Raw genomic sequence first — 23,287 nt, forward strand, 5'->3', positions numbered from 1 at the left:
GTCCGCCTCGCGAAAGTTTCCGATCAGGCGACCGGAACGATGTTCACGACCTTGCGGCCACGGTGGGTGCCGAACTGCACCGAACCGGCCTCCAGGGCGAACAGCGTGTCGTCGCCGCCACGGCCGACGCCCGCGCCCGGGTGGAAGTGGGTGCCGCGCTGACGGACCAGGATCTCGCCCGCGTTGACGACCTGACCGCCGAAGCGCTTCACGCCGAGGCGCTGAGCGTTGGAGTCACGACCGTTACGGGTGGACGATGCGCCCTTCTTGTGTGCCATCTCTCCTCAGTCCCTTACTTCGCAGCCGCGGGGATCTCAGTGACCTTGATCGCCGTGTACTGCTGGCGGTGGCCCTGACGACGGCGGTAGCCGGTCTTGTTCTTGTAGCGAAGGATGTCGATCTTGACGCCCTTGTGGTGGTCCACGACCTCGGCCTGAACCTTGATGCCGGCCAGCACCCACGGGTCACTGGTCACAGCGTCGCCGTCGACAACGAGCAGGGTCGAGAGCTCGACCGTGTCGCCAACCTTGGCAGTGGAAATCTTGTCAACCTCAACGATGTCGCCGACAGCAACCTTGTGCTGGCGACCACCGCTGCGCACGATGGCGTACACGCGGATCTCACTCTCTCGCTCGGGAACGGCACCCCCGCAGTCCAGCCGCCCGACATGCGGGCAGCCTCTCCGGAACACGCTGTGCTCCGGAGGGATGAGGTTTACGGGGATGTGGCGTGCCTATATCCACGGACACGCCGACGGTCAAGGTTACGGGGCCGCGGCCAAGGGGGTCAAACCGGGCCGGGCTCCCACGCAGTGCGGCCGGTCACATGGACCGGCCGCACCACGCATCAGTTGTTGCCCGTCAGTGGCGCATCACTCGTCGGTGGCGGCCGAGACCGTGGTCTTCTTCGCCGTCGACTTGGCCGCGGCCGTCTTGGTGGTCTTCGCCGCCTTCTTGGCCGTCACCTTCTTCGCGGCCGTCTTCTTGGCCGCGGTCTTCTTGGTGGCGGCCTTCTTCGCCGTGGCCTTCTTGGCCGTCTTACGGGCCGTCTTCTTGGCCGGAGCCGCCTCCTCGACGTCCTCCTCGGCGGCCGGGGCCTCCGCGGCGATGCCGGACTCCGCCTCAGCGGCCGGGACGACCACGACGGCCTGCTCCTCGGACGCGGTCGGCGCGGTGGCCTTGCGCACGGCACGGCGCCGGGCCCGGGCGGGAGCGGCACTCTCGGCCGCCTCGACCGGAGCCGGCTCGGCCTGCTCCGAGGGAGCCTCGGCCGAGACCTGCTCGGACGCGGTGGACGCGACCTCGCCGACCGTCACGACGGTCGCCTCGGACCCCGCCGGCGACCCGGCGGGCGCGGACACCTTGCGGGTCGCACGACGGCGGGTACGTCCCTTGGGCGCGGCCTCCTCGGTGGCCGGGGCCTCGACGACCGCGTCCTCCACGGCCATCGGCTCGGCCTTCGCCTCGGCGGCCGACTCCGGCTGCACCGGACGCTCGACCTCCTGCTCGACGGTCACGTCCTGAGCCGTGGGAACCGCCTCGGACTTCCTCGGCGCACCCGCCGGAGCGGACGCCCGCCGACCGCCGCGGCGCCGCGAACGACCGCCACGCCCGGCCGCGGCCTCCGCCTCGGCGACGCTGCTGTACAGCTCCTCGTCGGGCGCGAAGGCGGGCTCCGGAAGTGCGGCGGGCTGCGCGGCCTCGGCAGCGACCTCGGCCTCGGACTCCGCCTCCTCCTCGGCCGTCTCGACGGCGACAGCGGCCTCGTGGACATGCTCCGGACCGGCACCGGCCCGCGCGCGCTTCTTGCGCTTGCCGCCGCCTCCGGCGGAGGCCGGCTGCTCCATGTGCACGATGACACCGCGGCCGTTGCAGTGGACGCAGGTCTCGGAGAAGGACTCCAGCAGACCCTGGCCGACCCGCTTGCGGGTCATCTGCACGAGCCCCAGCGAGGTCACCTCGGCGACCTGGTGCTTCGTACGGTCCCGGCCCAGGCACTCCAGCAGGCGCCGCAGCACCAGGTCCCGGTTGGACTCCAGCACCATGTCGATGAAGTCGATGACGATGATGCCGCCGAGGTCGCGCAGCCGCAGCTGACGGACGATCTCCTCGGCCGCCTCCAGGTTGTTCCTGGTGACGGTCTCCTCGAGGTTGCCGCCCTGGCCGGTGAACTTGCCGGTGTTGACGTCGACGACGACCATCGCCTCGGTCCGGTCGATCACCAGCGAACCACCGCTCGGCAGCCAGACCTTGCGGTCCAGTGCCTTGGCGAGCTGCTCGTCGATCCGGTAGGTGGCGAAGACGTCGACCTCGGAGGTCCACTTCGACAGCCGGTCGGCCAGATCGGGCGCGACGTGCGAGACGTATCCGTGGATGGTCTCCCAGGCCTCGTCACCGCTGACGACGACCTTGGAGAAGTCCTCGTTGAAGATGTCCCGGACGACCCGGACGGTCATGTCCGGCTCGCCGTACAGCAGCGTCGGCGCGTTGCCGTTCTTGGACTTCTTCTGGATGTCCTCCCACTGCGCCTGGAGCCGCTCGACATCGCGGCGCAGCTCGTCCTCGCTCGCGCCCTCGGCGGCGGTGCGCACGATGACGCCCGCGTCCTCGGGGACGATCTTCTTGAGGATGGTCTTCAGCCGCGCCCGCTCGGTGTCGGGCAGCTTGCGGCTGATGCCGGTCATGGAGCCCTCGGGGACGTACACGAGGTAGCGGCCCGGCAGGGAGACCTGGCTGGTCAGACGCGCGCCCTTGTGCCCGATCGGGTCCTTGGTGACCTGGACGAGCACGGACTGGCCGGACTTGAGGGCGGACTCGATGCGGCGCGGCCCGTTGGCCATGCCGAGCGCCTCGAAGTTGACCTCACCGGCGTACAGGACGGCGTTGCGGCCCTTGCCGATGTCGATGAAGGCGGCCTCCATCGACGGCAGCACGTTCTGGACCTTGCCCAGGTAGACGTTGCCGACGTACGAGGTCGACTGCTCCTTGTTGACGTAGTGCTCGACGAGCACGTTGTCCTCGAGGACGCCGATCTGCGTACGGTCGCCGTGCTGGCGGACGACCATCACGCGCTCGACGGCCTCACGGCGGGCCAGGAACTCGGCCTCGGTGATGATCGGCACGCGGCGACGGCCCTGCTCACGGCCTTCCCGGCGGCGCTGCTTCTTGGCCTCCAGGCGCGTGGAGCCCTTGATGGACTGCACCTCGTCGGACGGCTCGGCCTTCGGGCGGGGCTCGCGGACCTTGACGACGGTGCGCTCGGGGTCACCCTCGCCGGGCTCGCTGTCCGTGGAGGAGTCACCGGCACGACGACGACGGCGCCGGCGACGACGGCTGCTGGAGCTGGAACCGCCGTCCTCGCCTCGGGCGTCCTCGGCGTCCTCTTCGTCCTGCTCGGCGGCGTCCTCGGCATCCTGCGCGGCCTGCGCCGCGGCGACCTCGTCGCCCTCGGCGTCCCCGCCCTCGGACTCGGAGTCCGCGGACTCACCCCGACGACGACGCCGGCCACCACGCCTGCGGCGCCGACGCGACCCGGTCTCCTCGGAGTCGTCACCGTCGGCGGCGTCCTCGGTCTCCGCGTCCTCGGCGTCCTCGGTCTCGTCCTCGGCGGCGGCCTCGACGCTCTGGGTGGCCTCGGCCTCGTCGCCCTGCCCCGCGCCCCGGCGCCGGCGACGACGCCTCGACGCGGCGGGCTGCTCCTCGGCGAACTCCTCGACGTCCTCGACGTCCTCGGTCTCCGCCTCCGCGGCGGCCTCGGCGGCGGCGCGCTGAGGCGTCTGGAACTGCGGCTCGGTGAACACGGGCGCCTGGAACACGGCCACGGCGGGCCGCGCGGGGCGCGGCGCCTCGTCGCCCTCGGAGGCGGCGGACTGAGCCGGCGCCGCGAAGCCGGTGGCGGCCCGCTGGACGACACGGCGACGGCGGCGGGGGCCGCCCTTCTCCTCGGCTTCGGCGGCGGGTGCCTCGGCGGGCTCGCCGACACCGGCCACCGCGGCCGTCACGGTGTCGATACCGGAGGTGACGGGCGTCACCGCCGTCACCGGCGTCTCGGCGGGGGCCTCGTCGGCAACGACGGCCTCGTCGGCAGCAGCGGCCGCACGCCGCGTGGCGCGCCGGCGGGTACGACGCGGGGCGGCCTCGGCGGCCTCCTCGACGTCGGTGGAGGTCTCGGCGGAGGCCTCGTCGCTCACGGGTGCCTCGGCGCTCTCCTCGGCCACCGGGGAGGCAGCGGCCTCGTCGGGGGCACCGGCGGGAACGGACACCCGACGCGTGGCACGCCGGCGCGTACGACGCGGGGCAGCGTCCTCGGCAGCCTCGGCGTCCTCGGCCGGGGCGGCGGCAGGCACTTCAGCGGGCGTACCGGACGCCTCGGAGACCACGGTCTCGGCGGCCTCCGTCGGCGCGGGAGCACCGGCGGGCGCGGACGCCCGACGCACGGCACGGCGACGCGAACGGGGCGGCGCCGACTCCTCGGCCACAGCGCTCTCGGCCGCAGGCTCTTCGGCGGGGCTCGCCTGCTCGGCGACGGGTGCGGCGGCAGCCACCGGCACCACGGTCTCGGACACCTCGGCAGCCGTCGGCGATCCGGCCGGCGCGGACGCGCGGCGCACCGCACGCCGACGCGTACGACCGGCAGGGGCGGCCTCCGTCGTCCCCTCCGCCTCTTCGGCGTCCTGGGTCTCTTCGGCGTCCACGTCCTCAGAAGTCGCCTCGGCAACGGCGGCCACAACGGCGTCGATGCTCTCCTTGCGCTTCTCGGCCGTCTCGGCGTCCTCGGTCAGGGCCGCCACATCGGAGGCCTCGGCGACCGGTATGGCCGGCTCGACCACCTCTGTGGGCTGCGCCTCGGCGGCAGCCGTCGGCGGGCCCGCCGGGCGGGACGCGGCACGGCGCCGCCGGCGCGGCGGCAGGGTGTCGCTGGGAGTGTTCAGTTCGGAACCCTCAGTGGGTTCGGTCGGTTCGAGCATGCGGGCGTTTCTCCCGTCAGGCTCCCGGGCGCCGCGCCTGGTCCGGCGGTATGCCGGTGACGTCCGCGGCTCGCGCAATGCGCGACTACCGCCGTCCGGGGCGCGGGCGCCGCACGGGAGCTCTCTGTGTCCTGTCTCGCCGGTTCCGTACGCCGAATGCGTACGGCCTGGCGAAAGTCTTCTGGTCGGTGCGCTGCCCGACCCAGGTGGCTCCCGAGTACGAGGGCGGCGCTTTCGACGACCGTCCCTACGCGGAACCTTCCTTACGCCGGCGCCGTCGCGGCGGCAGCGGTCTCGGCCTCGGTTGGGGCCGTCGCTGCCTCGCGGTCGGGCGCGAGCGGGTCGGTCACCGTGCTGGTCTCTTCATCGAACAGCCCCTGCGCCAGCCTGGTCACCGCTGCGGGGACCGGCGGCGCCAGGTCGGCCACGGCGCGGAGACCGGACAGGACGTCGTCGGGTCGTACGGCAGGCGTCACGTGCCGAACAACCAGCCGCAGTATCGCACAGGGCTGGTCGGTCGGCCTATCAGCCGTTTCACTCTGTGTTTCAAGTTGTACGACCGCGGGGCGGGCGTCGAAGGTGCGGACGCCGTTCTTGGTCATCCGCTGGACCTCGACCGCCTCGGCGGCGTTGAAGGCCGCCACGGCTCGCTCGGCCTCGGCCGACTCCACGCCGGCCAGCCGCACCTCCCACACGGAAGCGGTGAGCCGGTCGGCGAGCCCCGAGGTCCGGGCCTCGACCGCGTCGACGATGTCGAGGCCGGTGGGCATCGACTCGTCGAGGAGAACCCGCAGCTTCTCGGGATCCCGCACTGTGGTGAGCGCGATCTCCAGATACTCCGCCTCACTGCCCGTGCCGGTGGGTGCGGCATTGGCGTACGACACCTTCGGATGCGGCGTGAACCCTGCCGAGTACGCCATCGGCACCTCGGCACGGCGCAGCGCACGCTCGAAGGCGCGCTGGAAGTCACGGTGGCTGGTGAACCGGAGGCGGCCGCGCTTGGTGTAGCGCAGTCGGATGCGCTGCACCGCGGGTGCGGGCGGCGGGCCTTCGGGCTGTCGCTTGCCCAGTGTCGTTCAGTCCTTCGTGAGAGCGGTCGTACTGCTACCAAGAGTACGTGTCTCACGGCCCGGAGGTTCCCGTCGGGCCACGGCCTCCCGCTTCTTCGGCTCCCCGAGCAGCATCCGCCGGAAGTCGGCCCGCGCCTGCCGTACGGACTCCCGGACGTCGGCGAGGGCCTGCCGGGTGGCTCGCCCCACGCTGCGCGCGGCCTCGGCGGCGGGCCGCAGCACGGTGTCGCGGACGACGTGCCCGACCGGGGTGAGCACCGTCCGGTACACCCATCGCACCGGCTCCACGAAGATCCACCGGAAGAGGCTCGCGAGGAACCGCCCGACGGCGAGCGAGATCCGCCCGGCGACCCGCCACGCATGCCCGAGCGCCTCCCAGATCTCCTTGCCGATGACGGCGAGCACACGGCCGACGGGCGCGAGGACCCACCGGTAAACCCCCAGCGCCGGCAGCACGAACAGCACGCGCCCGATCCAGTACAGCCCGATCCCGATCCCGGTGACGACCGTGCTCACGACCCACAGCAAACCCCTCGCGCACCAGGCGATCGCCCGCCCGAGGGGCGCGAGGACCCACTCGTACACCCACACGGCCGGGACGACGAGGAGATACCGCACCAGCCACGCCACGACGGCGAAGGTGCCGAGCCCGAACGCGGCGAGCATCGCGCCGAGCCCTCTGAGGACCCACATCGCCGCATGCCCGATCGGTGCGAGCCCGCGCGCGTACAGCCATCCCAGCCCGGCCCCGAGCCCTCGCGCCAGCCACGCGCACGCGTGCCCCAGGGGAGTGAGCACGTACCGGTACAGCCACACCAGCGGAACGACCACGAGTACGTTCCCCAGCCAGGCGAGCCCCTGCGCGACGGGCACGACGACGTACCGCCACAGCCCCACGAACGGCCACACGAACAACGCCCGCCCGACCCACAGCAGCGCCCGCCCCAACGGCCGCAGCATCGTGTCGTTCAGGAAGCGCCCGGCGACGACGAGCGCGTCCCACACCATCCGCACCGGCACGACCAGCACGAGCACGATGATGCGCACCGGCACTCGGATCGCGATGGCAAGGCACCCTTCCGGCGCCGGGTGCTGCGAGGGTCGAGCCGGTGGCTTCTCAAGGTCCATATCCGTGTAGACGCCACAGCCGCGTGTCCGGATCCCGACGCTCGCCACCATCACGCGACAACACCACGCCCGGCACCAGGCGTTCGCATTGCGGGATGCGCGGAGCAGGTGAACAGTGGATTCATAGGCCCGGGTAGGCAAACGGATGACGTCGGTACAGCGCACAGTTCATCTGGAACCAACATGGCCAGAACCACCAGGCGGTACACCTTCCACAGGGTCCACGCATCTCTCCTGGTCGCAGCACTCGCGGTGCCGACAGGGGTGGCGAGTTCGGTGGCAGCGGAGCAGAGGCCGAGCGCGAGCAGACCCCACGCGCCCGCGCAGACGACACCACCACCACCACCGTCACCGGACTCGCCGCCCTCTGAGCCCGCATCCCCACCATCTGTGGAGCCGGAACCACAACCAGTGGTCCCGGATAACTCCACTCCTTCGTCGGTCGAGCCCAAACCGGTCGAGCCCAAACCGCCGGATGTGACAACTCCGAGCGAGGAGCCGCCCGCTGATCCACCGTCAGGGTCCGCTTCCAGCGGCGAAGACGGCGAAGACGGCGAAGACGGCGAAGACGGCGAAGACGGCGAAGACGAAACCAAGACCGCACCCCCGCCGGAGCAGAAGCAGGCCCTTGCAGAAGTGACGGCCACTCTGAACGAGGAGCGCGCGGAGGTCCCCGAGGAGCTCACGGCAACCGTTGACACACTGATCGTCACGCTCGTGTCAGTCGAGGACCCGGCCACCTCGCCCCAGGACAGAGAAGCGCTCACCGACAGCGCGAAGGAGCTGGGCGCGACGCTGGCGGTAATCAGCGACAACGGCACACCCGGCAAGCTGCGGAAACAGCTGGCCAGGATCGTGAAGCAGATGGCCGCCACGCTGAAGGCGGGGCTGAAGCCGGATGTTTCGCCCGAGGATCGGTCGAGGCTCTTGGTGGTGGTGGAGCGGACAACAGTCGTCCTGGCCGCGATCGCCGATCCCAGGACGCCCCAGAAGCCGCGGCAGCAGCTGACGGCGATCGTCGAAGACACGAACTACGCCCTGGAGCAGTGCAACGGCAAAGGAGAGACGGGCGCCGCTGCGCTGCTGGTGAGCTCGTCGGTGGAATTTCTCGCCGAATCGATCACACCTCAGCAGATCCCAGGCTCGAACAGACCGGACGAGCGGCAGCCGGGGTCCACCGGAGACAACCAGCTCTTGGATGAGTCACAGCGGGTCAGTGGACAGATGAGGCGGGCGAACGACCCCAAGGCCTCACCGGAGGACCGGGCCGAAGCAGGGCAGGAGATGAGGGACCGGTCCTCCCAGTTGGAGCAAGAGCAGGACAAAGCCGCCGCGAGGCAGGGTCGGCCGGATGTCTCCCTCGGGAAGGCAGCCGAAGTATGTACCAGCGCCATTTTCAAGGCCGTATCGGATCGGAAGCTCTCGAAGGGGCTGCGGGATATGACGCCCCCGAGCTGGAACAGCACAGGAGTCAAGGACTTCTGGAAGGCCATCGACGAGGGAACGGACATGCTCGACGTCAGCGCCCAACTGGAGAACGACGAGCACACCAACGCCCCGTTCAAGGTGGCGCCCCTCATCAGCGGACTCGCCGAAATCCTGCACGGGAGCGAACTGAACGGGAGGGTCGGGATAAAGCAGGCTTCCCATTGCAGGCAGACGGCTGCCCACCTGGAGCAGGAGGGCGTCACAGTAGGGAGCTGGCTCACGAGCGGCGAAGGGTAGGAATGCGAGCGTCGCCGTCACGAGCCTGCGGATCCCAGCAGTTCCGCGACCGACACCTCCGTATCCGCCCGGACAGTCGCAGCTCCGTACCTGTCCAACTCCCTCCTTTCTTCCCCCAGGAACTCCTCCTTCTCCCAGTAGCGAAATGATGAAATGGAGGTGCCGGGCGAGCGATCCGGCGACCAGGTCACCGTCACAAATCGAGGCCTGCGCGTCACATTGATGAGGTTGTTGTTGTGCCGGACGCGCCCGCTGTAGACGAGCTCCTGCCCGCACCATGCGCAGTAGTACCGCTCGTCGGCACCCCGCCACGTGTAGTGAACCTTGCGAAACTCATCTACATCCAGCTTCCCTCGGTCCTTCCTCATGTAGGTGATCTGCACGTTGACGCCGACCGTTCCGAATCTCGGCTTCCTGGGGATTTGGAACACGCGTTCAACGGAATACTCCTGCCCGACTTCGAGCCATCTGCCGGGCCCATAGACGTGGTTGCTGCTGATGATGGTTTTTCTGAACTGACCCACATAGAGATCAGCCTCCCCCGCAGGAGTCGCTGGCCCTCCCACGCTGTCCTTCCACTCACTCAGCAAGTCCAAGGTCTCGGGAATCCTGTAGTACGTGGCGCGCGTGCCTCGGACCGTGTAGATGTCATTGACGATGTAGACGGGAATCCCGCCCGTGTTCTTCATCCGAAGCGAAAGCGGGACATGGACAAACGGCAGCGTTCGATCCGCCCGCGCCGCCCCGAACTCCGCCTTCAAGGTGAGGTGCATCGGAGCTGCCGTGGGTTGGTACATCGTCGAGTACGCCAGACTGACCCCGGTCAGAAGCGCCGTGGCCACCACTCCGGCCGCAAACCTCTTGGGCCACGGGACGCCCTCCCAGCATTTGCGCCGCACAAGGACAACGAGCGCCCAGAGTGACCAGCACCAAAGAGGCAGAAACACCAGCAGATAGGGCGTGTACTCCCTCTCTTCCAGCCACATGAAGAGCAGGAGACTGCTCGTGGCCAGCGCGATGAGCACCCCGAGCAGAACGACTGCCCCGGACAACGTGAACTGCTGTCTGCCCCAGTAGTCGAGGACCGCAACCGCGGCCAAGCCCTGCACCAGAGCCGTCAGCACGAAAACAACCCCGGTCATCCGTTGCGCAAAGGTGAGCGCCCCGGATGCGTCCGGCCATCCCACAACCGCGCTGAGCACCATCGCGGCCAGCAGTCCGACCATCATCAGCACGAGGACCACGCGCCTGGGCCACGGACGGTCCGGCCACGTGCCGCTGTCACCTCCGCGCCAGCAGATGAATGCTGTGTCGTCCAGGTCCACGTCGTCCGGGAAATCCAGACGGCGAAGAATTCGCAGCAGCTCACCCGGCGACCATGCGCTGCCCACCGCCTCACCGTTCATGGTCACCTGGCGAAGACCACGACCGTCCGGCGCCTCGACGACAACCCATGGACGCAGACTCATGCCCCCAGCCTCGAACGCACCCCGCCCCTGCGCACCCGGGGCTCCCCCGTTCGGCCCTCAAGAGCACTCAAGTCAACGGGGCCCGCGGTCTCAAGATCCCACTAGCCGGCAGTCCGGTTGAAGCTGGTGATGTTGAGTTTGACGCCGTTCGCGCTATCGAGCGTCGTGGGGGAATCACCCCGGGCCGTCTGCCCCGGTCTGATGGCGGTCTCCCATTCAGTGCCGTTCGCCAGTCGGGTGCCTCCGGCGTCGGCAGCTTCCCATTCCCATGAGTAGTCGGACTTCTCGCTGCTGCTGTTCTTGATCGTCCAAACGACCCAGACATCGGTGAGGCCGGCTACCGAGCGGTCGTCCAGCTGGAACCTGACCAGGTCCGCCCGCTCGCCCTGCGGTTCCTTCTCCCCCTGTGGCGCGTTCTCGGTCGCCGCGTCGGTGGGAGCGGACGTGGTGCTCTCGTCGTCATTCGCCGCCGAGACCACCAGCACAACCACGACGATGACAGCCACCACAGCCGCAGCCAGGGCACCGGCGCACCCCCAAAGGCACGCAGGCCCCCGCCCCTTCTGCTGCGGCGGCCCGGCGGGAGCCGCCCACTGCCCTGTAGGCGGAGAGCCTGCGCCAGGTCTCTCCCACTGGGGCCCGTCCGCACGCGGATCGTCAGCCGGCATGTTCGCCTCCTCCGTGGCGGATATCGCCACGGTAGGTAGCCGGGGCAGACCCCGCGAGCTGGAAGCAGCCGGCCAGGCGACAGCCGTCAGGTCCGCCGACGACAGCCGGTCATCTGGCGCGCAGGACCGAGGCGGCTCGGCCGGCCATGGCGAGGCCGAAGCGGGCGGCGGTACGGACGAGTTGCGGGACACCCTTCTGGGTGAACGACCCGGCGTGCTCCGCGGCGAAACCCTCGATGGTCTGCGGGGGCCGTCCGGTCAGGTCGCGCACGGTGGTGCTGACCGTCGCACCGGCGCCGGCACGGAACAGTTCCGCCATCTCGACGAGATGCTCGACGTACCAGTCGGGCTTTCCCTGGCGCCGGAGCACGTTCGCGGCGAGTCCGGGGGGTGTGTTGACGTACCCGACCCGCTGTCCGGTCGCGTCGGTGAGGACCGCGGCCAGTTCCTCGTAGCCGAACGCGCGCGGCCCGGTGACGTCGTACACCCTGTCGTGGTGGCTGTCGCTGGTCAGCACCGCGGCCGCTACGGCGGCGATGTCGCGTGCGTCGACCATCGCGATCGGTGCGCCGTCCATCGGTGCCGCGAGCAGACCGAGTTTGGAGACCATCGGCGCTGCCGTCTCGAGGAGGTTCTGCATGAAGAAGCCGGGGCGCAGGAACGTGAACGGGACGCCTGACTCTTCGATTCGGTGCTCGGTCTGCCAGTGCTGGCGGCCGATTTCCGCTGGGCCGCCGGGTGAGACCGAGGGTGCGATGCCGGACACCTTGGCGATGTGGCCGACCGTTGCGCGGAGTGCGGCGTCGACGGCGTTGCCCTGCAGTTCGGCCTGTCGGAGGTCCTGGGCCGAGACGAGGAACATGCGGTCGACGTCCTGCATCGCCTTGTCGAGTGAGGCGGCGTCACCCAGGTCGCCGGTTGCCATTTCGACGCCTTGGCGGGCGAGGGCGTGGGCGGCTGCTTTCGAGGGGTCGCGGACCAGTGCTCGTACCGGTGTTCCTGTCGCGACGAGCAGGCGGGCGACCTCGCCGCCGATTTTTCCGGTGGCCCCAATGACGAGAATCACGCGCGGCCGACCTCCTTCTGGACTTATGGACTTATCGATTTATGGGCCTAAGGGCCTACGGGCCTAAGGGCTTTCGGGGCTTTCTCCGCTTTCTGGGTTTCACGGAGCGAACGGACCGCGTGTCGGGCGGCGGACCGGACCGCCCACCAACGACCTGTACAGGTCGGCCACGCGGTCGAGGCCGCGGATGTCCGGCATCGCGAACACGATGCGGTCCGGTCGCACGATCGCGAAGTCACCGCCGTGCCGGTCGAAGAAGTCGAGCGCGTAGCCGTCGAGATCCTCGACCGCGACGGTGCCGGCCTCGCAGGGTGGCCGGAGGTGGCCGGGGCGGCTGATGGAAAGGTAGGTGGCGCCGAGCGACGTCCACAGCTCGCGGCTCTCCGCACTCAGGTGGACCTGCGGATCGAGATCGCGGCCGAGGAGGGCCCAGCCGCTGCCGATCAGGTCGTCGAGGGGCCGTAGTTGTCCCTCCGATGTGCGGACCGTGGGCTGGGGGAACGCATGTCCTGCACCGGCACGGCGTCCGGAACCGTCGAACGCTCCGCAGGAGTACCGCAGGTCGGGCTTGAACCGCCCTTCGGTGAAGTAGGGCAGGTGCGCCGCCCTCTTCAGAAGCGCGTCCCGCACCGTGGCGACGCGACGGCGGCGGGTCTGGACCATGGCGCCGGAGAAGCGGGTCAGCCGGGTCATGCGTGTGACGTGCGGACGCCGCTCGCTCTCGTAGCTGTCGAGCAACGCCGGGTCGGCACCGTCTGCCACGACGGCGGCGAGCTTCCAGGCGAGGTTGTGGGCGTCACGCAGACCCGAACTGAGCCCCTGCCCCGCGAAGGGCGGCATCAGGTGGGCCGCGTCACCGGCGAGAAGCACCCGACCCGAGCGCCACTGTGCCGCGGCGCGGGCGTGGAAGGTGTAGACGATGTGCCGGAGGATGGTGATCCGGTCGGGGTCGACCCACGGGGAGACGAGTCGCCGAGCGTTCTCCTCAGTGGCGAGTTCGGCGTGGTCCTCGCCCGGGAGAACCATGAACTCCCAGCGGTGGTGGGTCCCGGGTAGCGGCAGTGTCACGCCCGGACGGTCCGGGTTCCCGATGAACTGGAAGGACGTGACGTCGGTCAACGGAGCCTCGAGCTTGGCGTCGACGACGAGCCACGGCTGCGCGTAGGTGGAGCCGGCGAACCCGATGGAGCGAAGGCCGCGGACGGTGCTTCGCCCGCCGTCACAGGCCACGACGTAGCGGGCGCGGGTCGCGGTCTGCCGGCCTCGGTCGCCCTCTCGGGCCCACACGGTCACACCGTCGCCGTCCTCGTGGAGCCCCTCGACGCGGACGCCCATCCTGACGGTGACGTGTGGGTACCGAGCGACTCCCTCGTGGAGCACCCGCTCGAGGTCGGGCTGGTAGAAGAACGCGAGCTGCGGGAACCCGTTGCGGCCCCCGCTGGGACGCATCGTCACCAGCCGGTCGCCGCGCACCGAGAGGAACTGCGTGCTCTGCCCCAGGTCGAGAACCGGGAGGAGCCGATCGACCAGGCCGACCGCCTGAAAGACCCGGAGCACTTCGTCGTCGGTGGCGCCCGCGCGCGGCATGGTGAGCGGCTTGGCGTCGCGCTCGAGCACGATCGTCCTGACCCCGGCCTGGCCGAGGAGGTTCGCGACCATGGCGCCGACCGGTCCGTAGCCGACGATCACCACATCGGCGTCCTCGGGGGCGGCGTCGGTGACGGCGCCCGCGTTCGACTCGGTCTGAGCTTTCATCCGCATGGGCTGTTCTTCCTGTAGCGGGCCAGCCGATAACACCAGACTGAAGATTTCCTCAACATCGAGGATATCTTCAGTTTAAAAGGCGTCAAGAGGTCGCGGGTCGCACACGCAACCGGGTCCCCTTTCCGTCCGGGAAGGGGGCCCACCACGTGCTCAAGCCAAGAAGACGAAGTGGTCCTCGCCGAGAACTTGGCTGCCGCTCGGGGGCGGTGAGGGTCGCTGTGTTCATGCCACCGACCCCTGCTACATTGCGCCCTCAAGATCAAAAAACGGGGGCCGGACATGACCGTGCAAGGGCACGCCGGGGGCTATCAAGTCCAGGCGAGCGCGATGAACAGCGAGGCGCAGACACTCGACACGGCGGGTGACGACGTCGGTGCCGTCGCCAGGGCGGTCAAGGACACCGCCTGCTACCCCTCGGACGTCCTCGGCGGCTCCGACGCGGGTCCCGCGTACAACAACTTCGCCGGTGACTGGCAGGCCGAGGCCAAGGTCCTGGAGAGCGCCCTGCACGAGCTGGCCGACAAGGTGCGGGTGTCCAAGGCGAACTACCAGGGCGCCGAGCACGCCTCCATCCGGGGCATGAGCGCGGCGGGCGGCGAGGGCGCGACGACGATGCCCGCGCCCGCGGGGGATGTTCCCGCGCCGGGCTACCGCACCATGCCCGCGTCCGGCACGCCGCCGCGCGGCCTGTCCGACTTCGGCTGAGCGTCCCACGTTCCGCGCACGAGTCCGCCGTATCGCGTACGAGTCCGCACTCCTGCCCTCACCACGACAGAAGGCCGCACCCGTCATGCCCGACGCAGGCGAATCCACCACCGACCGCCGCCAGAAGCTCGCCGAGTACCACGACTCCATATCCTCGGCCGACAGCAAGAACGATCTCATCGGGGCCATCAACAACGCCCTGGGCGTCTCGGCGCCGGTAGGTGACCCCGGGGTCATCGAGGGTCTCGCCAAGACCTACCGCAAACAGATCGACGACGTCGCCGACGTGCAACGGCGGGTGCAGAAGGTCGCCAACGAGGGCCTGCCCGAAGCCTGGGTGGGCAGCACCGGGGCGCGGGCGTCCGAGGTGGTGATGGCGGCGGCCCGCTCCGCCGAGCAGATGGAGCAGGCGTTCACCGGCGCGGCCGGCGCCCTGTTCCGCCTGGCCGACGCGCTGACCAACGCCAAGTCCCAGGACAAGGGCGGCCGCGAGCAGTTGCGCGAGGCGCTCGGCATGCTCGGCGGTGAGGACGGCTTCTTCGACGACATCGTGGAGAAGGACGCCGAGGAGGCGGAGCGGCTGCGGGCCCGCAGCATCGCGGCCGCCGGCGCCAGGACGATGCACACCGCCGCGGAGGTGGCCGACGACGCGGCGCGGGCCGCGGCGCGCGACCTCAACAAGCTGGCGTCCGAGGCCCGGGCGGGCCAGATGCAGACCGACAACATCTCCGCCGCCGACCGCCTCGTACTCGCCGACATCGCGGGCCCCGGCGGCCCGGCGGAGATGAACGAGCTGCTGACCGCGAACGACCTGGAGCGCTCGGGCCGCGCGATGGAGCGCCTCGACGCCCGTGAGGAGGCCGAGTTCGAGCGGATGCTCGCCGAGGCGAAGACCCCGCAGGAACGGGCGTACCTCGTGAAGGCACTGGCCGCCGGGTACGACGTCAAGGAGGTCGGCGAGTTCCGCGACAAGATCCACGGCAAGGACCCGGACTGGCTGCAGCGGCACCTGACGCCGGTCACCACGGCCGGGGACAGCATGAAGGACGAGGGGATCAACACCAGCGGCCCCAACAAGGGTTCCAACCACAACACGGACCAGCAGACGTTCAACGGCGAGAGGTGGTCGCAGGAAGGCAACACCTGCGTGCCGTCGACCGTCGTCACCGGGCGCGCCATGGTCGATCCGGTGTACGCCCTCGAACTCACCGGCGGCCCGTCCGGGCAGGAGGACGACCCCGGCGCCTTCCGGGAGCGGCTGCGCGACGAGCAGCTTCGGATGCACGACGAAGGCGACGGCAACGACGAGTACGACTTCCCCTTCGGCTCGACACCCGACGGCATGGACAACGACGGCAAGACGGAGATCTCCAACAAGGAGATCAGCCCGCACACGGGCGGCGAGTACGAGTTCCAGGAGGTCAGGAGCGCGGACGACCGCCGGGACGCGCTCCCCGACATCCAGCGGGCCGTCGCCGAGGGCAGACCCGTGCCGATCGGCGTCGAGGGCGAGGACGAGAACGGTGACCGGGTCGGCCACTCCATGATGATCATCGGTCAGGAGGGCGACATGCTGCAGGTCTACAACCCCTGGGGAACGACAACATGGGTCAGCGAGGACGACTTCGTCAACGGCGACATGGGCAAGGCCTCCGACAAGGACCTGCCCGACGCCTACGGCGTCCACCTGCCCGCCCAGTGAACGGAAGGCCGATCCCCGTGAAGTCCAGCCACCGCCTGTCCGCCGCCCTGGCCCTGCCGCTGACGGCCGTGATGCTGTCCGGGTGCGGCCTCTTCGGCCCCGAGACGTTCGAGGCCGACGAGCAGTCCATCGAAGTGGACGCGGGCGACACGTTCGAGCTGGTTCTCCCGGCCAACCCCTCGATGGGCCAGGACTGGAGCATCGTGGACCCCGGTCCCGACCGTGCCACGGTGCGCCAGGAGGGCGGCCGGGAGGAGGACTTCGGGGGCGACAGCGGTGTCGACGGGGGTGGTGACGGTACGCAGACCTTCACCTTCGAGGCCGTTGCCGCGGGCACCACGAAGATCAAAATGAGCTACTGCGTGCTGGGCGAGTGCCCCGACGGCGACAACCGCACCGCGACGGGCAGCCCCGCCAACGACCCGGCGTACTTCAACTACACGGTCACCGTGCGATGACCGGAACGGAGGTACCGATGAACCCCGGCAAGACCGACGAAGAGTCGGCGCAGGCCGACGTCGCCATGCTCCTGCGCTACGGCGTCGGCGCCCCGGGCCCGCGTCGCAGCGCCCTGTTCGGCGACGGAGCCGTGGGCGCCGCGGTCACGCTCGACCGCCTCGGGGTGCAGCCCCGCTCGGTGGCGTTCCTCGGCAGGACCGTCCGCAGCGGTGGCACCGGCTACACCGCCCGGCTGCCGGAGTTGCTGCCCGACCCGGCGGCCTCGGACCTGATGCGCGGCTGGCTGGAGGCGGCCGCGTCGGTGGCCCGGCCCGTGGAAGGCGACGAGGTCGTGGCCCGCTGGCTGGAGGCGGTCGCCGAACTCATCGGGCTGCGCCGCACCACCCGGGAGCGTGCCGCCCGCTGAGCTCAGCCCATGCGGCCCCGCATCCCTCTGCTTCACCCCGGCAAGGGCCGCACCCGATCGACCTGGAGTCGCTCAGTCTTACCGACGTGAGAGCGACAGTCGGCGTCGCTCCTGGGTCGACGTTCGTGACGACGGCTGGGTAGCCCGCAGGGACAGCCGAGCCTCCCCGTTCCATGTGTCGAACTGCAAGAACTCGCACGAGACCCGCTGCCCGACCTCGACGGCATCGGACGCCGTCTCGAAACGAAGCCACGACAGCTCGGGTTAGGTGATGAGGCCGACGCCGGGGCGAAGCCGCTTGAGGAACGCCCAGAGCTCCGGGTTCAGTGGACGTCCGAGCCGCTGGTCGGGGAAGCCGTACGGGAGGAGGCCGTCGGCACTGACGGACGCGGGTTCGGAGGACCCGTCCCGGCCATCAGTGCAGCCCCCTCCTCCTCGCTTGCCCCCGCCGACACATCAGTCACCCGGTCGAGGGCCTCGCCCACTTCAGTGCGAGTGACCACTCGACGCCGGCGTCGGACCGCCGTTCTTGACCGTCAGAGGCAGCAGCTTCTTCCCGGTCGGACCGATCTGGCTGTGGGTGTCCATTTGCGGCTCGATGTCCTCACCGACCGAACAGACCGCCCGCCTCCACGTCGCGCAGCGGGCTGCAAGAACATCAAGTCAGTGCTCGAAGACACTCACGTCCCCGGGCTCGGTCTCCAACGCCGGGCGATTGAACAGCAGCAAGCCGACGAAGAACGCCCCACCCACGACGAGCAGACCCACCACGATCAGCACGGGAACGAGCGCTTCGGACGGCGACACCAGCATGACCAGGGACGCGAGCGTCCAGACCAGCGCGCAGACCGCGACCGGCAACTCGAACCGCCCGAGGTCAAAGGCACCCTTCCTGCGGTCCAACTTGCGGCGCACCGCGAGGTACAGGCCGATCGTCGCGCCGTAGATGATCGCCGGAAGGATCGTTGACGCCGTGATCAGCTTCAGCAGCGCGGCGCCCGGTAGCGCGACCATCAGGACAACGCCCACGGCGAGAATCAGCAGCGTCGCGGGCACCGGCGTCTGCGTGCGAGGGCTGACCCGGCGCATGAGCCGGTGGGCAGGGAAGCGCCCGTCGCGCGACATCGCGAAGACCATCCGTGAACACGCGGTCATCACCACCGTCCCAGCACCGAAGAAGGCGATCGCAACGGCCGCAAGGAGCACTCTCTCCATCGGCGACCCCAGCTGCTCACGCATGATCGCCGCGACAGGCGACTCGCTCGCGGTGATCCGTGGGATGTCCTCGATCGCGATGGTGAGGCAGATCAGGAACACGATCCCCAGTACACCGGCGGCTGCAACGGACCCCACGATCGCGCGCGGGACGCTGCGGAAGGGGTTCTTGGCCTCCTCGGCCAGGTTCGCCGCGGAATCGAAGCCGACCAGCGTGGCAAGGCCCATGATCATCGCGATCATCAGCCCCCCGCCGACGTCGAAGTAGTGCGGGGCATGCTCGGTGATGCCGCGCGAGGTCAGGTTGCCGGCCGCGCCATGGCCGGTGACCGCCACCGCGATGGCAAGGGCGAGCGCCACCACCACAACCAACGCCAGCTCCAGCACCACCGCGGTCGTGTTGATCAGGCTCACGAGGCGTGTCGAGGCCACGACGACCACGGCTTGGACCAGCAGGATCACAAGGGTGATCACCCGCGCGGTGTCCTCGTCCGGCTGCAGACCCACGAGCGGCATGAATGCTTGACTCGCGAGCGCATTGTCGATCGCCACCACCGCGATGGCCAGGTAGCAGAAGCTCAGCCAGCCGAATCCCCAGCCGACCTTCGGGTTGGCCAGCCGCGAGGCCCATTGGTAGGACGAGCCGCTGAGCGGGATGCGCCCTGCGAGCTGCGCCACCACCAAGGCCACCAGCACCTGACCCACCGTCGCGATGACCCACAGCCAGATCCCGACCGGCCCCGCGTTCTGCAGCACGTCGTCGTATGTCGAGAAGATGCCGACCGCCACCGAGATGAACGCGAACGAGATCGCGAACACCTGAAAAGAACCGAGAGTCCGCTTCAGCTCCTGCTGATAGCCGCCGAGGGCAGTGGAGTCCTCTTCGCCCGCGGAGCCCGGCGAAGCCGCTTCCACCACTTCGGCAACCCGCCTTTCGTCCCGCCCAGCCGGCTAGCACCCTCGCACCGGCTCTCACGGCCCGGCGATCAGCTTCCCATCCGTGCACTTCTCGTAGATTTAAGACATATGCACAGCACTTGTGCACCCGGAAGATCGATTCCGTCCCCCACACAGCACTGAACCAACAAGCCCCCGTCCCGGTCGGGGAAGGGGGCTCGCAGGGTCATACAGTCACGCCTGGCCGAGATACAGACCTCAGACCCACTCCACCTCGGAAAGGATCTGCGAGCCACTTCCCGGCCCAGGCAGCGGCGTACGGGACGGCACCGGTCGATCCGGCGGGCCCTGACGGGATGCGCCGGCCGAAGCCAGCACCGCAGACACCTCGTCCTCACTCGCCCCCGCCAAGGCCTCCATCACCCGATCGAGTGCCCCTCCCACCTCAGTGAGAGTGACCGCTAGGCGCCGGCGCAGCGTTCTTGACCGTGAGAGGCAGCAACTTCTTCCCGGTCGGCCCGATTTGGATGGACGTATCCATCTGCGGGCAAACCCCGCAGTCGAAGCACGGTGTCCACCGGCAGTCCTCCACCTCGGTCTCGTCGAGGGCGTCCTGCCAGTCCTCCCAGAGCCAGTCCTTGTCGAGGCCGGAGTCGAGGTGGTCCCAGGGGAGGACCTCCTCGTAGGTGCGCTCGCGGGTGGTGTACCAGTCGACGTCGACGCCGAACGGGATCAGCGCCTTGTCGGCGCACTGCATCCAGCGGTCGTAGGAGAAGTGCTCGCGCCAGCCGTCGAAGCGGCCGCCGTCGTCGTAGACCGCGCGGATGACCGCGCCGATGCGGCGGTCGCCGCGGGAGAGGAGGCCCTCGACGATGCCCGGCTTGCCGTCGTGGTAGCGGAAGCCGATCGAGCGGCCGTACTTCTTGTCGCCGCGGATCTTGTCGCGGAGCTTCTCGAGACGGGCGTCCGTCTCCTCGGCCGACAGCTGCGGGGCCCACTGGAAGGGCGTGTGGGGCTTCGGGACGAAGCCGCCGATCGAGACCGTGCAGCGGATGTCGTTCGAGCGGGAGACCTCGCGGCCCTTGGCGATGACCTTCGTCGCCATGTCGGCGATCTGCAGGACGTCGTCGTCGGTCTCGGTCGGCAGGCCGCACATGAAGTACAGCTTCACCTGGCGCCAGCCGTTGCCGTAGGCGGTGGAGACAGTCCGGATCAGGTCGTCCTCCGAGACCATCTTGTTGATGACCTTGCGGATGCGTTCCGAGCCGCCCTCCGGGGCGAAGGTCAGGCCGGAGCGGCGGCCGTTGCGCGTCAGCTCGTTCGCCAGGTCGATGTTGAAGGCGTCGACGCGGGTGGACGGGAGCGAGAGGCCGATCTTGTCTTCCTCGTAGCGGTCGGCCAGGCCCTTCGCCACGTCGCCGATCTCGCTGTGGTCCGCCGAGGAGAGGGAGAGCAGGCCGACCTCCTCGAACCCCGTCGCCTTCAGGCCCTTGTCGACCATCTCGCCGATGCCGGTGATCGAGCGCTCACGCACCGGGCGCGTGATCATGCCGGCCTGGCAGAAGCGGCAGCCTCGGGTGCAGCCGCGGAAGATCTCGACCGACATGCGCTCGTGGACCGTCTCGGCGAGCGGCACGAGCGGCTGCTTGGGATACGGCCACTCGTCCAGGTCCATGACCGTGTGCTTGGACACACGCCACGGGACACCGCTCTTGTTCGGTACGACACGGGCGATACGGCCGTCCGGGAGGTACTCGACGTCGTAGAACGCCGGGATGTACACCGAACCCGTCCTCGCCAGGCGGAAGAGGACCTCTTCGCGTCCGCCGGGGCAGCCCTCGGCCTTCCACGCGCGGATGATCGCCGTCATGTCCAGCACGGCCTGCTCACCGTCGCCGATGATCGCCGCGTCGATGAAGTCGGCGATCGGCTCGGGGTTGAAGGCCGCGTGGCCGCCCGCCAGGACGATCGGGTCGTCGATGGTCCGGTCCTTGGACTCCAGCGGGATGCCCGCCAGGTCGAGGGCCGTGAGCATGTTCGTGTAACCGAGCTCGGTCGAGAAGGACAGGCCGAACACGTCGAAGGCCTTCACCGGCCGGTGGCTGTCCACCGTGAACTGCGGGACGGCGTGCTCCCGCATGAGGGCCTCCAGGTCCGGCCACACACTGTACGTGCGCTCGGCGAGGACGCCCTGCTGCTCGTTGAGGACCTCGTAAAGGATCATGACGCCCTGGTTGGGCAGCCCGACCTCGTACGCGTCGGGGTACATGAGCGCCCAGCGGACGTCACAGGAGTCCCACGGCTTGACCGTGGAATTGAGCTCTCCGCCGACGTACTGGATCGGCTTCTGCACATGCGGGAGCAGAGCTTCGAGCTGCGGGAACACCGACGCAGCGACTTCGGCAGGCATCTCGCGAACCTTCGTGAGCGGGACTGAACTGACAGGGGTGACCATCTAGCGTAACGCGACCGCGGACACCCCCAGCACGTCCCAGGGCTCAGAGGACGTCCGCCCCGTCCTTGATCCCGTCCCAGACTCCGGGCAGCTGGTCCTCCACGGCCGCCGCCCGCTGCTCCTCGCGCCCGTACAGCAGCCCGTAGGTGAAGGTGCTCTCTCCTGCCCCGTGCGCGACCGCGGACAGCTCGCACAGGGTCTGGCGGGCCATGACGCTGTCCTGGTGCTCGCCGAGCAGGTTCTGCAGTGACTTCATGGTCTTGACCAGGCTCCTGGCCGGCTTGCCGAGTGCCGGAGCGGCCGCCTCCGCCGCGTAGCGGGTGCGCTTGGTCTTCTTGCGGGCCTCGTGGATGGTGACGTCACGGTCGCTGCCGGGCTCCAGCTCCAGAGCCCGCTCGACAAGCGCGGACACCTTGCCGAAGTCCTTCCGCACGGCCTTCGGCAGCGCGTTCCCGGGTTCCTTCCCGGCCGCCTTCAGCAGCGGCGGGTCGGCGAGCAGGCCGTCCATGGCGTCGAGCAGGGCCAGGTAGCGGTGGGAGTCGAGGACTCCGATCAGCCGGCTGCTCGCCCCGCCGGGCCTGTCCCCCGCCCAGTGGCTCAGCCGCTCGGCGACGGGACCGTAGACCAGCCCCTGGGGCACCTCGTCGAGAGCCAGCGACAGACGTTCGTTCAGCACCTCGCGGTCCCGGTCCACGCCCAGCTCGCCGGCGAGCCACTTCAGCTCGTCGCCGATCGGGTCGGTGACCGCCCGGTCCAGGACCTTGCCGAAGGACTTGAAGGTGCTGCGCATCCGGCGGGTGGCGACGCGCATGCTGTGCACGGAGTCCTCGACGTCCTGGCGCACGGCGGGGTCGAGCTCGACGATCGCGTCGCGCTGGGCGCGGACGTACGCGAGCACGTGGTCGCCGGCGGTCACGGGGTCCTCGACGGACACGGGGGCGAGCTTCTGCGGGGCGGTCTCGGCCAGGGCGCGCGCGAGCTTCGACGCCGACTTCGACGGCCGAACCCCGGCCTTGCGCAGTCGCTTCTCCACCTTGTCGAGCAGCACCGGGTCCACGCCGTCGGCCAACTCCACCTCGATCTCGGTCCACTGCGCGGTACCGCTGCCACCTGCGAGGCGGTCGGCCTGGACGGCGTCCACACTGACCTCCGCGAGCAGCCCGCCGTCGGCGTCCACGAGATGCCGCACATCACGCTCGGAGCGCAGCCGGACCATGGGCACCAGGTCGGTGCCGCGAACCCGGGAGCGGACGAGCCCGGCAAGGGCGTCGGGCAGCGTGTCGGACAGCGGCGCCTGGACCTCGTCCCGCACGCCGGGGGCCACGGGGAACTTCAGATGCCAGCCCGCGTCGGCCCCGCCCGTTCGGCGTCGCAGAGTGAGCGAGGACGTGGCGAGGCGCTCGTCCGCGGTGTCGTAATACGTGGCGTCCAAGTGCGCTACGCCCTTGTCGATCACGGCATCGACCCCGGCGACCCCGGTCAGGTCGGGCAGGCCGCTGTCGTCGGATTCATACTTCCGCTCGATTTCGCGCTTCGTGTCCGCCATGCCCTGAATCTAATCGCAGTCACGACGCGATGACAGGGCTTACCAG

17 protein-coding genes and 1 pseudogene are annotated in these 23,287 nt (G+C 69.6%); 5 read left to right on the plus strand and 13 right to left on the minus strand.

Annotated features, from left to right (window positions below):
• Positions 1–23: 23 nt before the first annotated feature.
• From rpmA to ACWGDB_RS30335, 5 genes are all read right to left on the minus strand, one after another.
• On the minus strand, positions 24–278 hold the full coding sequence (gene rpmA, locus ACWGDB_RS30315) for a 50S ribosomal protein L27 (RefSeq protein ID WP_003990207.1): 255 nt from the start codon (positions 276–278) through the stop codon (positions 24–26).
• Between the two features lie 14 nt (positions 279–292).
• Entirely contained in the window at positions 293–613 is a 321-nt protein-coding gene (gene rplU, locus ACWGDB_RS30320) for a 50S ribosomal protein L21 (protein ID WP_007381993.1), read from the minus strand.
• A gap of 258 nt (positions 614–871) precedes the next feature.
• A complete protein-coding gene (locus ACWGDB_RS30325; RefSeq protein WP_453825349.1) occupies positions 872–4,966 on the minus strand; it encodes an Rne/Rng family ribonuclease in 4,095 nt (1,364 codons plus the stop codon).
• A gap of 263 nt (positions 4,967–5,229) precedes the next feature.
• Positions 5,230–5,994 carry a TIGR03936 family radical SAM-associated protein gene (locus tag ACWGDB_RS30330; RefSeq protein WP_453825350.1) on the minus strand — a complete coding sequence of 255 codons (765 nt, stop codon included), beginning with the start codon at positions 5,992–5,994 and terminating at the stop codon, positions 5,230–5,232.
• Between the two features lie 48 nt (positions 5,995–6,042).
• Positions 6,043–7,164 (minus strand): hypothetical protein, encoded by a 1,122-nt coding sequence (locus ACWGDB_RS30335; protein WP_453825351.1) that lies wholly within the window; start codon positions 7,162–7,164, stop codon positions 6,043–6,045.
• A 477-nt stretch (positions 7,165–7,641) separates the two neighbouring features.
• On the opposite strand from ACWGDB_RS30335, the gene ACWGDB_RS30340 reads away from it, so the two are divergent.
• Positions 7,642–8,889 carry a hypothetical protein gene (locus tag ACWGDB_RS30340; RefSeq protein ID WP_453825352.1) on the plus strand — a complete coding sequence of 416 codons (1,248 nt, stop codon included), beginning with the start codon at positions 7,642–7,644 and terminating at the stop codon, positions 8,887–8,889.
• 17 nt (positions 8,890–8,906) lie between these two features.
• On the opposite strand, the gene ACWGDB_RS30345 is transcribed toward ACWGDB_RS30340, so the two are convergent.
• The 4 genes from ACWGDB_RS30345 to mhpA all read right to left on the minus strand — a co-directional run bounded on the left by ACWGDB_RS30345 (position 8,907) and on the right by mhpA (position 13,853).
• Positions 8,907–10,358 carry a Yip1 family protein gene (locus tag ACWGDB_RS30345; protein ID WP_453825353.1) on the minus strand — a complete coding sequence of 484 codons (1,452 nt, stop codon included), beginning with the start codon at positions 10,356–10,358 and terminating at the stop codon, positions 8,907–8,909.
• 101 nt (positions 10,359–10,459) lie between these two features.
• Entirely contained in the window at positions 10,460–10,867 is a 408-nt protein-coding gene (locus tag ACWGDB_RS30350; protein WP_453825354.1) for a hypothetical protein, read from the minus strand.
• Between the two features lie 268 nt (positions 10,868–11,135).
• Complete coding sequence (locus ACWGDB_RS30355) at positions 11,136–12,092, minus strand: SDR family oxidoreductase (RefSeq protein WP_453825355.1); 957 nt, start codon at positions 12,090–12,092, stop codon at positions 11,136–11,138.
• 99 nt (positions 12,093–12,191) lie between these two features.
• The gene (gene mhpA, locus ACWGDB_RS30360) at positions 12,192–13,853 is read right to left on the minus strand and encodes a bifunctional 3-(3-hydroxy-phenyl)propionate/3-hydroxycinnamic acid hydroxylase MhpA (protein ID WP_453825356.1); all 1,662 of its coding nucleotides are present in this window, start codon (positions 13,851–13,853) and stop codon (positions 12,192–12,194) included.
• Between the two features lie 282 nt (positions 13,854–14,135).
• On the opposite strand from mhpA, the gene ACWGDB_RS30365 reads away from it, so the two are divergent.
• From ACWGDB_RS30365 to ACWGDB_RS30380, 4 genes are all read left to right on the plus strand, one after another.
• On the plus strand, positions 14,136–14,561 hold the full coding sequence (locus ACWGDB_RS30365) for a type VII secretion target (RefSeq protein ID WP_453825357.1): 426 nt from the start codon (positions 14,136–14,138) through the stop codon (positions 14,559–14,561).
• Between the two features lie 85 nt (positions 14,562–14,646).
• A complete protein-coding gene (locus ACWGDB_RS30370) occupies positions 14,647–16,263 on the plus strand; it encodes a WXG100 family type VII secretion target (protein ID WP_453825358.1) in 1,617 nt (538 codons plus the stop codon).
• 17 nt (positions 16,264–16,280) lie between these two features.
• On the plus strand, positions 16,281–16,721 hold the full coding sequence (locus tag ACWGDB_RS30375; RefSeq protein WP_453825359.1) for a protease inhibitor I42 family protein: 441 nt from the start codon (positions 16,281–16,283) through the stop codon (positions 16,719–16,721).
• Positions 16,722–16,738: 17 nt separating this feature from the next.
• The gene (locus tag ACWGDB_RS30380; RefSeq protein WP_453825360.1) at positions 16,739–17,128 is read left to right on the plus strand and encodes a hypothetical protein; all 390 of its coding nucleotides are present in this window, start codon (positions 16,739–16,741) and stop codon (positions 17,126–17,128) included.
• A 132-nt stretch (positions 17,129–17,260) separates the two neighbouring features.
• Here the strand turns inward: ACWGDB_RS30380 and ACWGDB_RS30385 are convergent.
• From ACWGDB_RS30385 to ACWGDB_RS30400, 4 genes and pseudogenes are all read right to left on the minus strand, one after another.
• Positions 17,261–17,455: pseudogene (locus ACWGDB_RS30385) on the minus strand (S1 RNA-binding domain-containing protein); the annotation flags it as partial.
• A gap of 336 nt (positions 17,456–17,791) precedes the next feature.
• A complete protein-coding gene (locus tag ACWGDB_RS30390; RefSeq protein WP_453825361.1) occupies positions 17,792–19,261 on the minus strand; it encodes an APC family permease in 1,470 nt (489 codons plus the stop codon).
• Positions 19,262–19,685: 424 nt separating this feature from the next.
• Positions 19,686–21,650 carry a TIGR03960 family B12-binding radical SAM protein gene (locus ACWGDB_RS30395; protein ID WP_453825362.1) on the minus strand — a complete coding sequence of 655 codons (1,965 nt, stop codon included), beginning with the start codon at positions 21,648–21,650 and terminating at the stop codon, positions 19,686–19,688.
• An 88-nt stretch (positions 21,651–21,738) separates the two neighbouring features.
• A complete protein-coding gene (locus ACWGDB_RS30400) occupies positions 21,739–23,241 on the minus strand; it encodes a CYTH and CHAD domain-containing protein (protein WP_453825363.1) in 1,503 nt (500 codons plus the stop codon).
• Positions 23,242–23,287: the final 46 nt, after the last annotated feature.

The organism is Streptomyces sp. NPDC055013 (assembly GCF_053608645.1).

What these genes read in the sequence shown, in the direction of transcription:
- mhpA (WP_453825356.1), bottom strand. Translation starts at nt 13,853, where the DNA reads ATGCGGATGAAAGCTCAGACCGAGTCGAACGCGGGCGCCGTCACCGAC.
- ACWGDB_RS30335 (WP_453825351.1), bottom strand. Translation starts at nt 7,164, where the DNA reads ATGGACCTTGAGAAGCCACCGGCTCGACCCTCGCAGCACCCGGCGCCG.
- ACWGDB_RS30345 (WP_453825353.1), bottom strand. Translation starts at nt 10,358, where the DNA reads ATGAGTCTGCGTCCATGGGTTGTCGTCGAGGCGCCGGACGGTCGTGGT.
- ACWGDB_RS30325 (WP_453825349.1), bottom strand. Translation starts at nt 4,966, where the DNA reads ATGCTCGAACCGACCGAACCCACTGAGGGTTCCGAACTGAACACTCCC.
- ACWGDB_RS30380 (WP_453825360.1), top strand. Translation starts at nt 16,739, where the DNA reads ATGAACCCCGGCAAGACCGACGAAGAGTCGGCGCAGGCCGACGTCGCC.
- ACWGDB_RS30395 (WP_453825362.1), bottom strand. Translation starts at nt 21,650, where the DNA reads ATGCCTGCCGAAGTCGCTGCGTCGGTGTTCCCGCAGCTCGAAGCTCTG.
- ACWGDB_RS30370 (WP_453825358.1), top strand. Translation starts at nt 14,647, where the DNA reads ATGCCCGACGCAGGCGAATCCACCACCGACCGCCGCCAGAAGCTCGCC.
- ACWGDB_RS30365 (WP_453825357.1), top strand. Translation starts at nt 14,136, where the DNA reads ATGACCGTGCAAGGGCACGCCGGGGGCTATCAAGTCCAGGCGAGCGCG.
- ACWGDB_RS30400 (WP_453825363.1), bottom strand. Translation starts at nt 23,241, where the DNA reads ATGGCGGACACGAAGCGCGAAATCGAGCGGAAGTATGAATCCGACGAC.
- rpmA (WP_003990207.1), bottom strand. Translation starts at nt 278, where the DNA reads ATGGCACACAAGAAGGGCGCATCGTCCACCCGTAACGGTCGTGACTCC.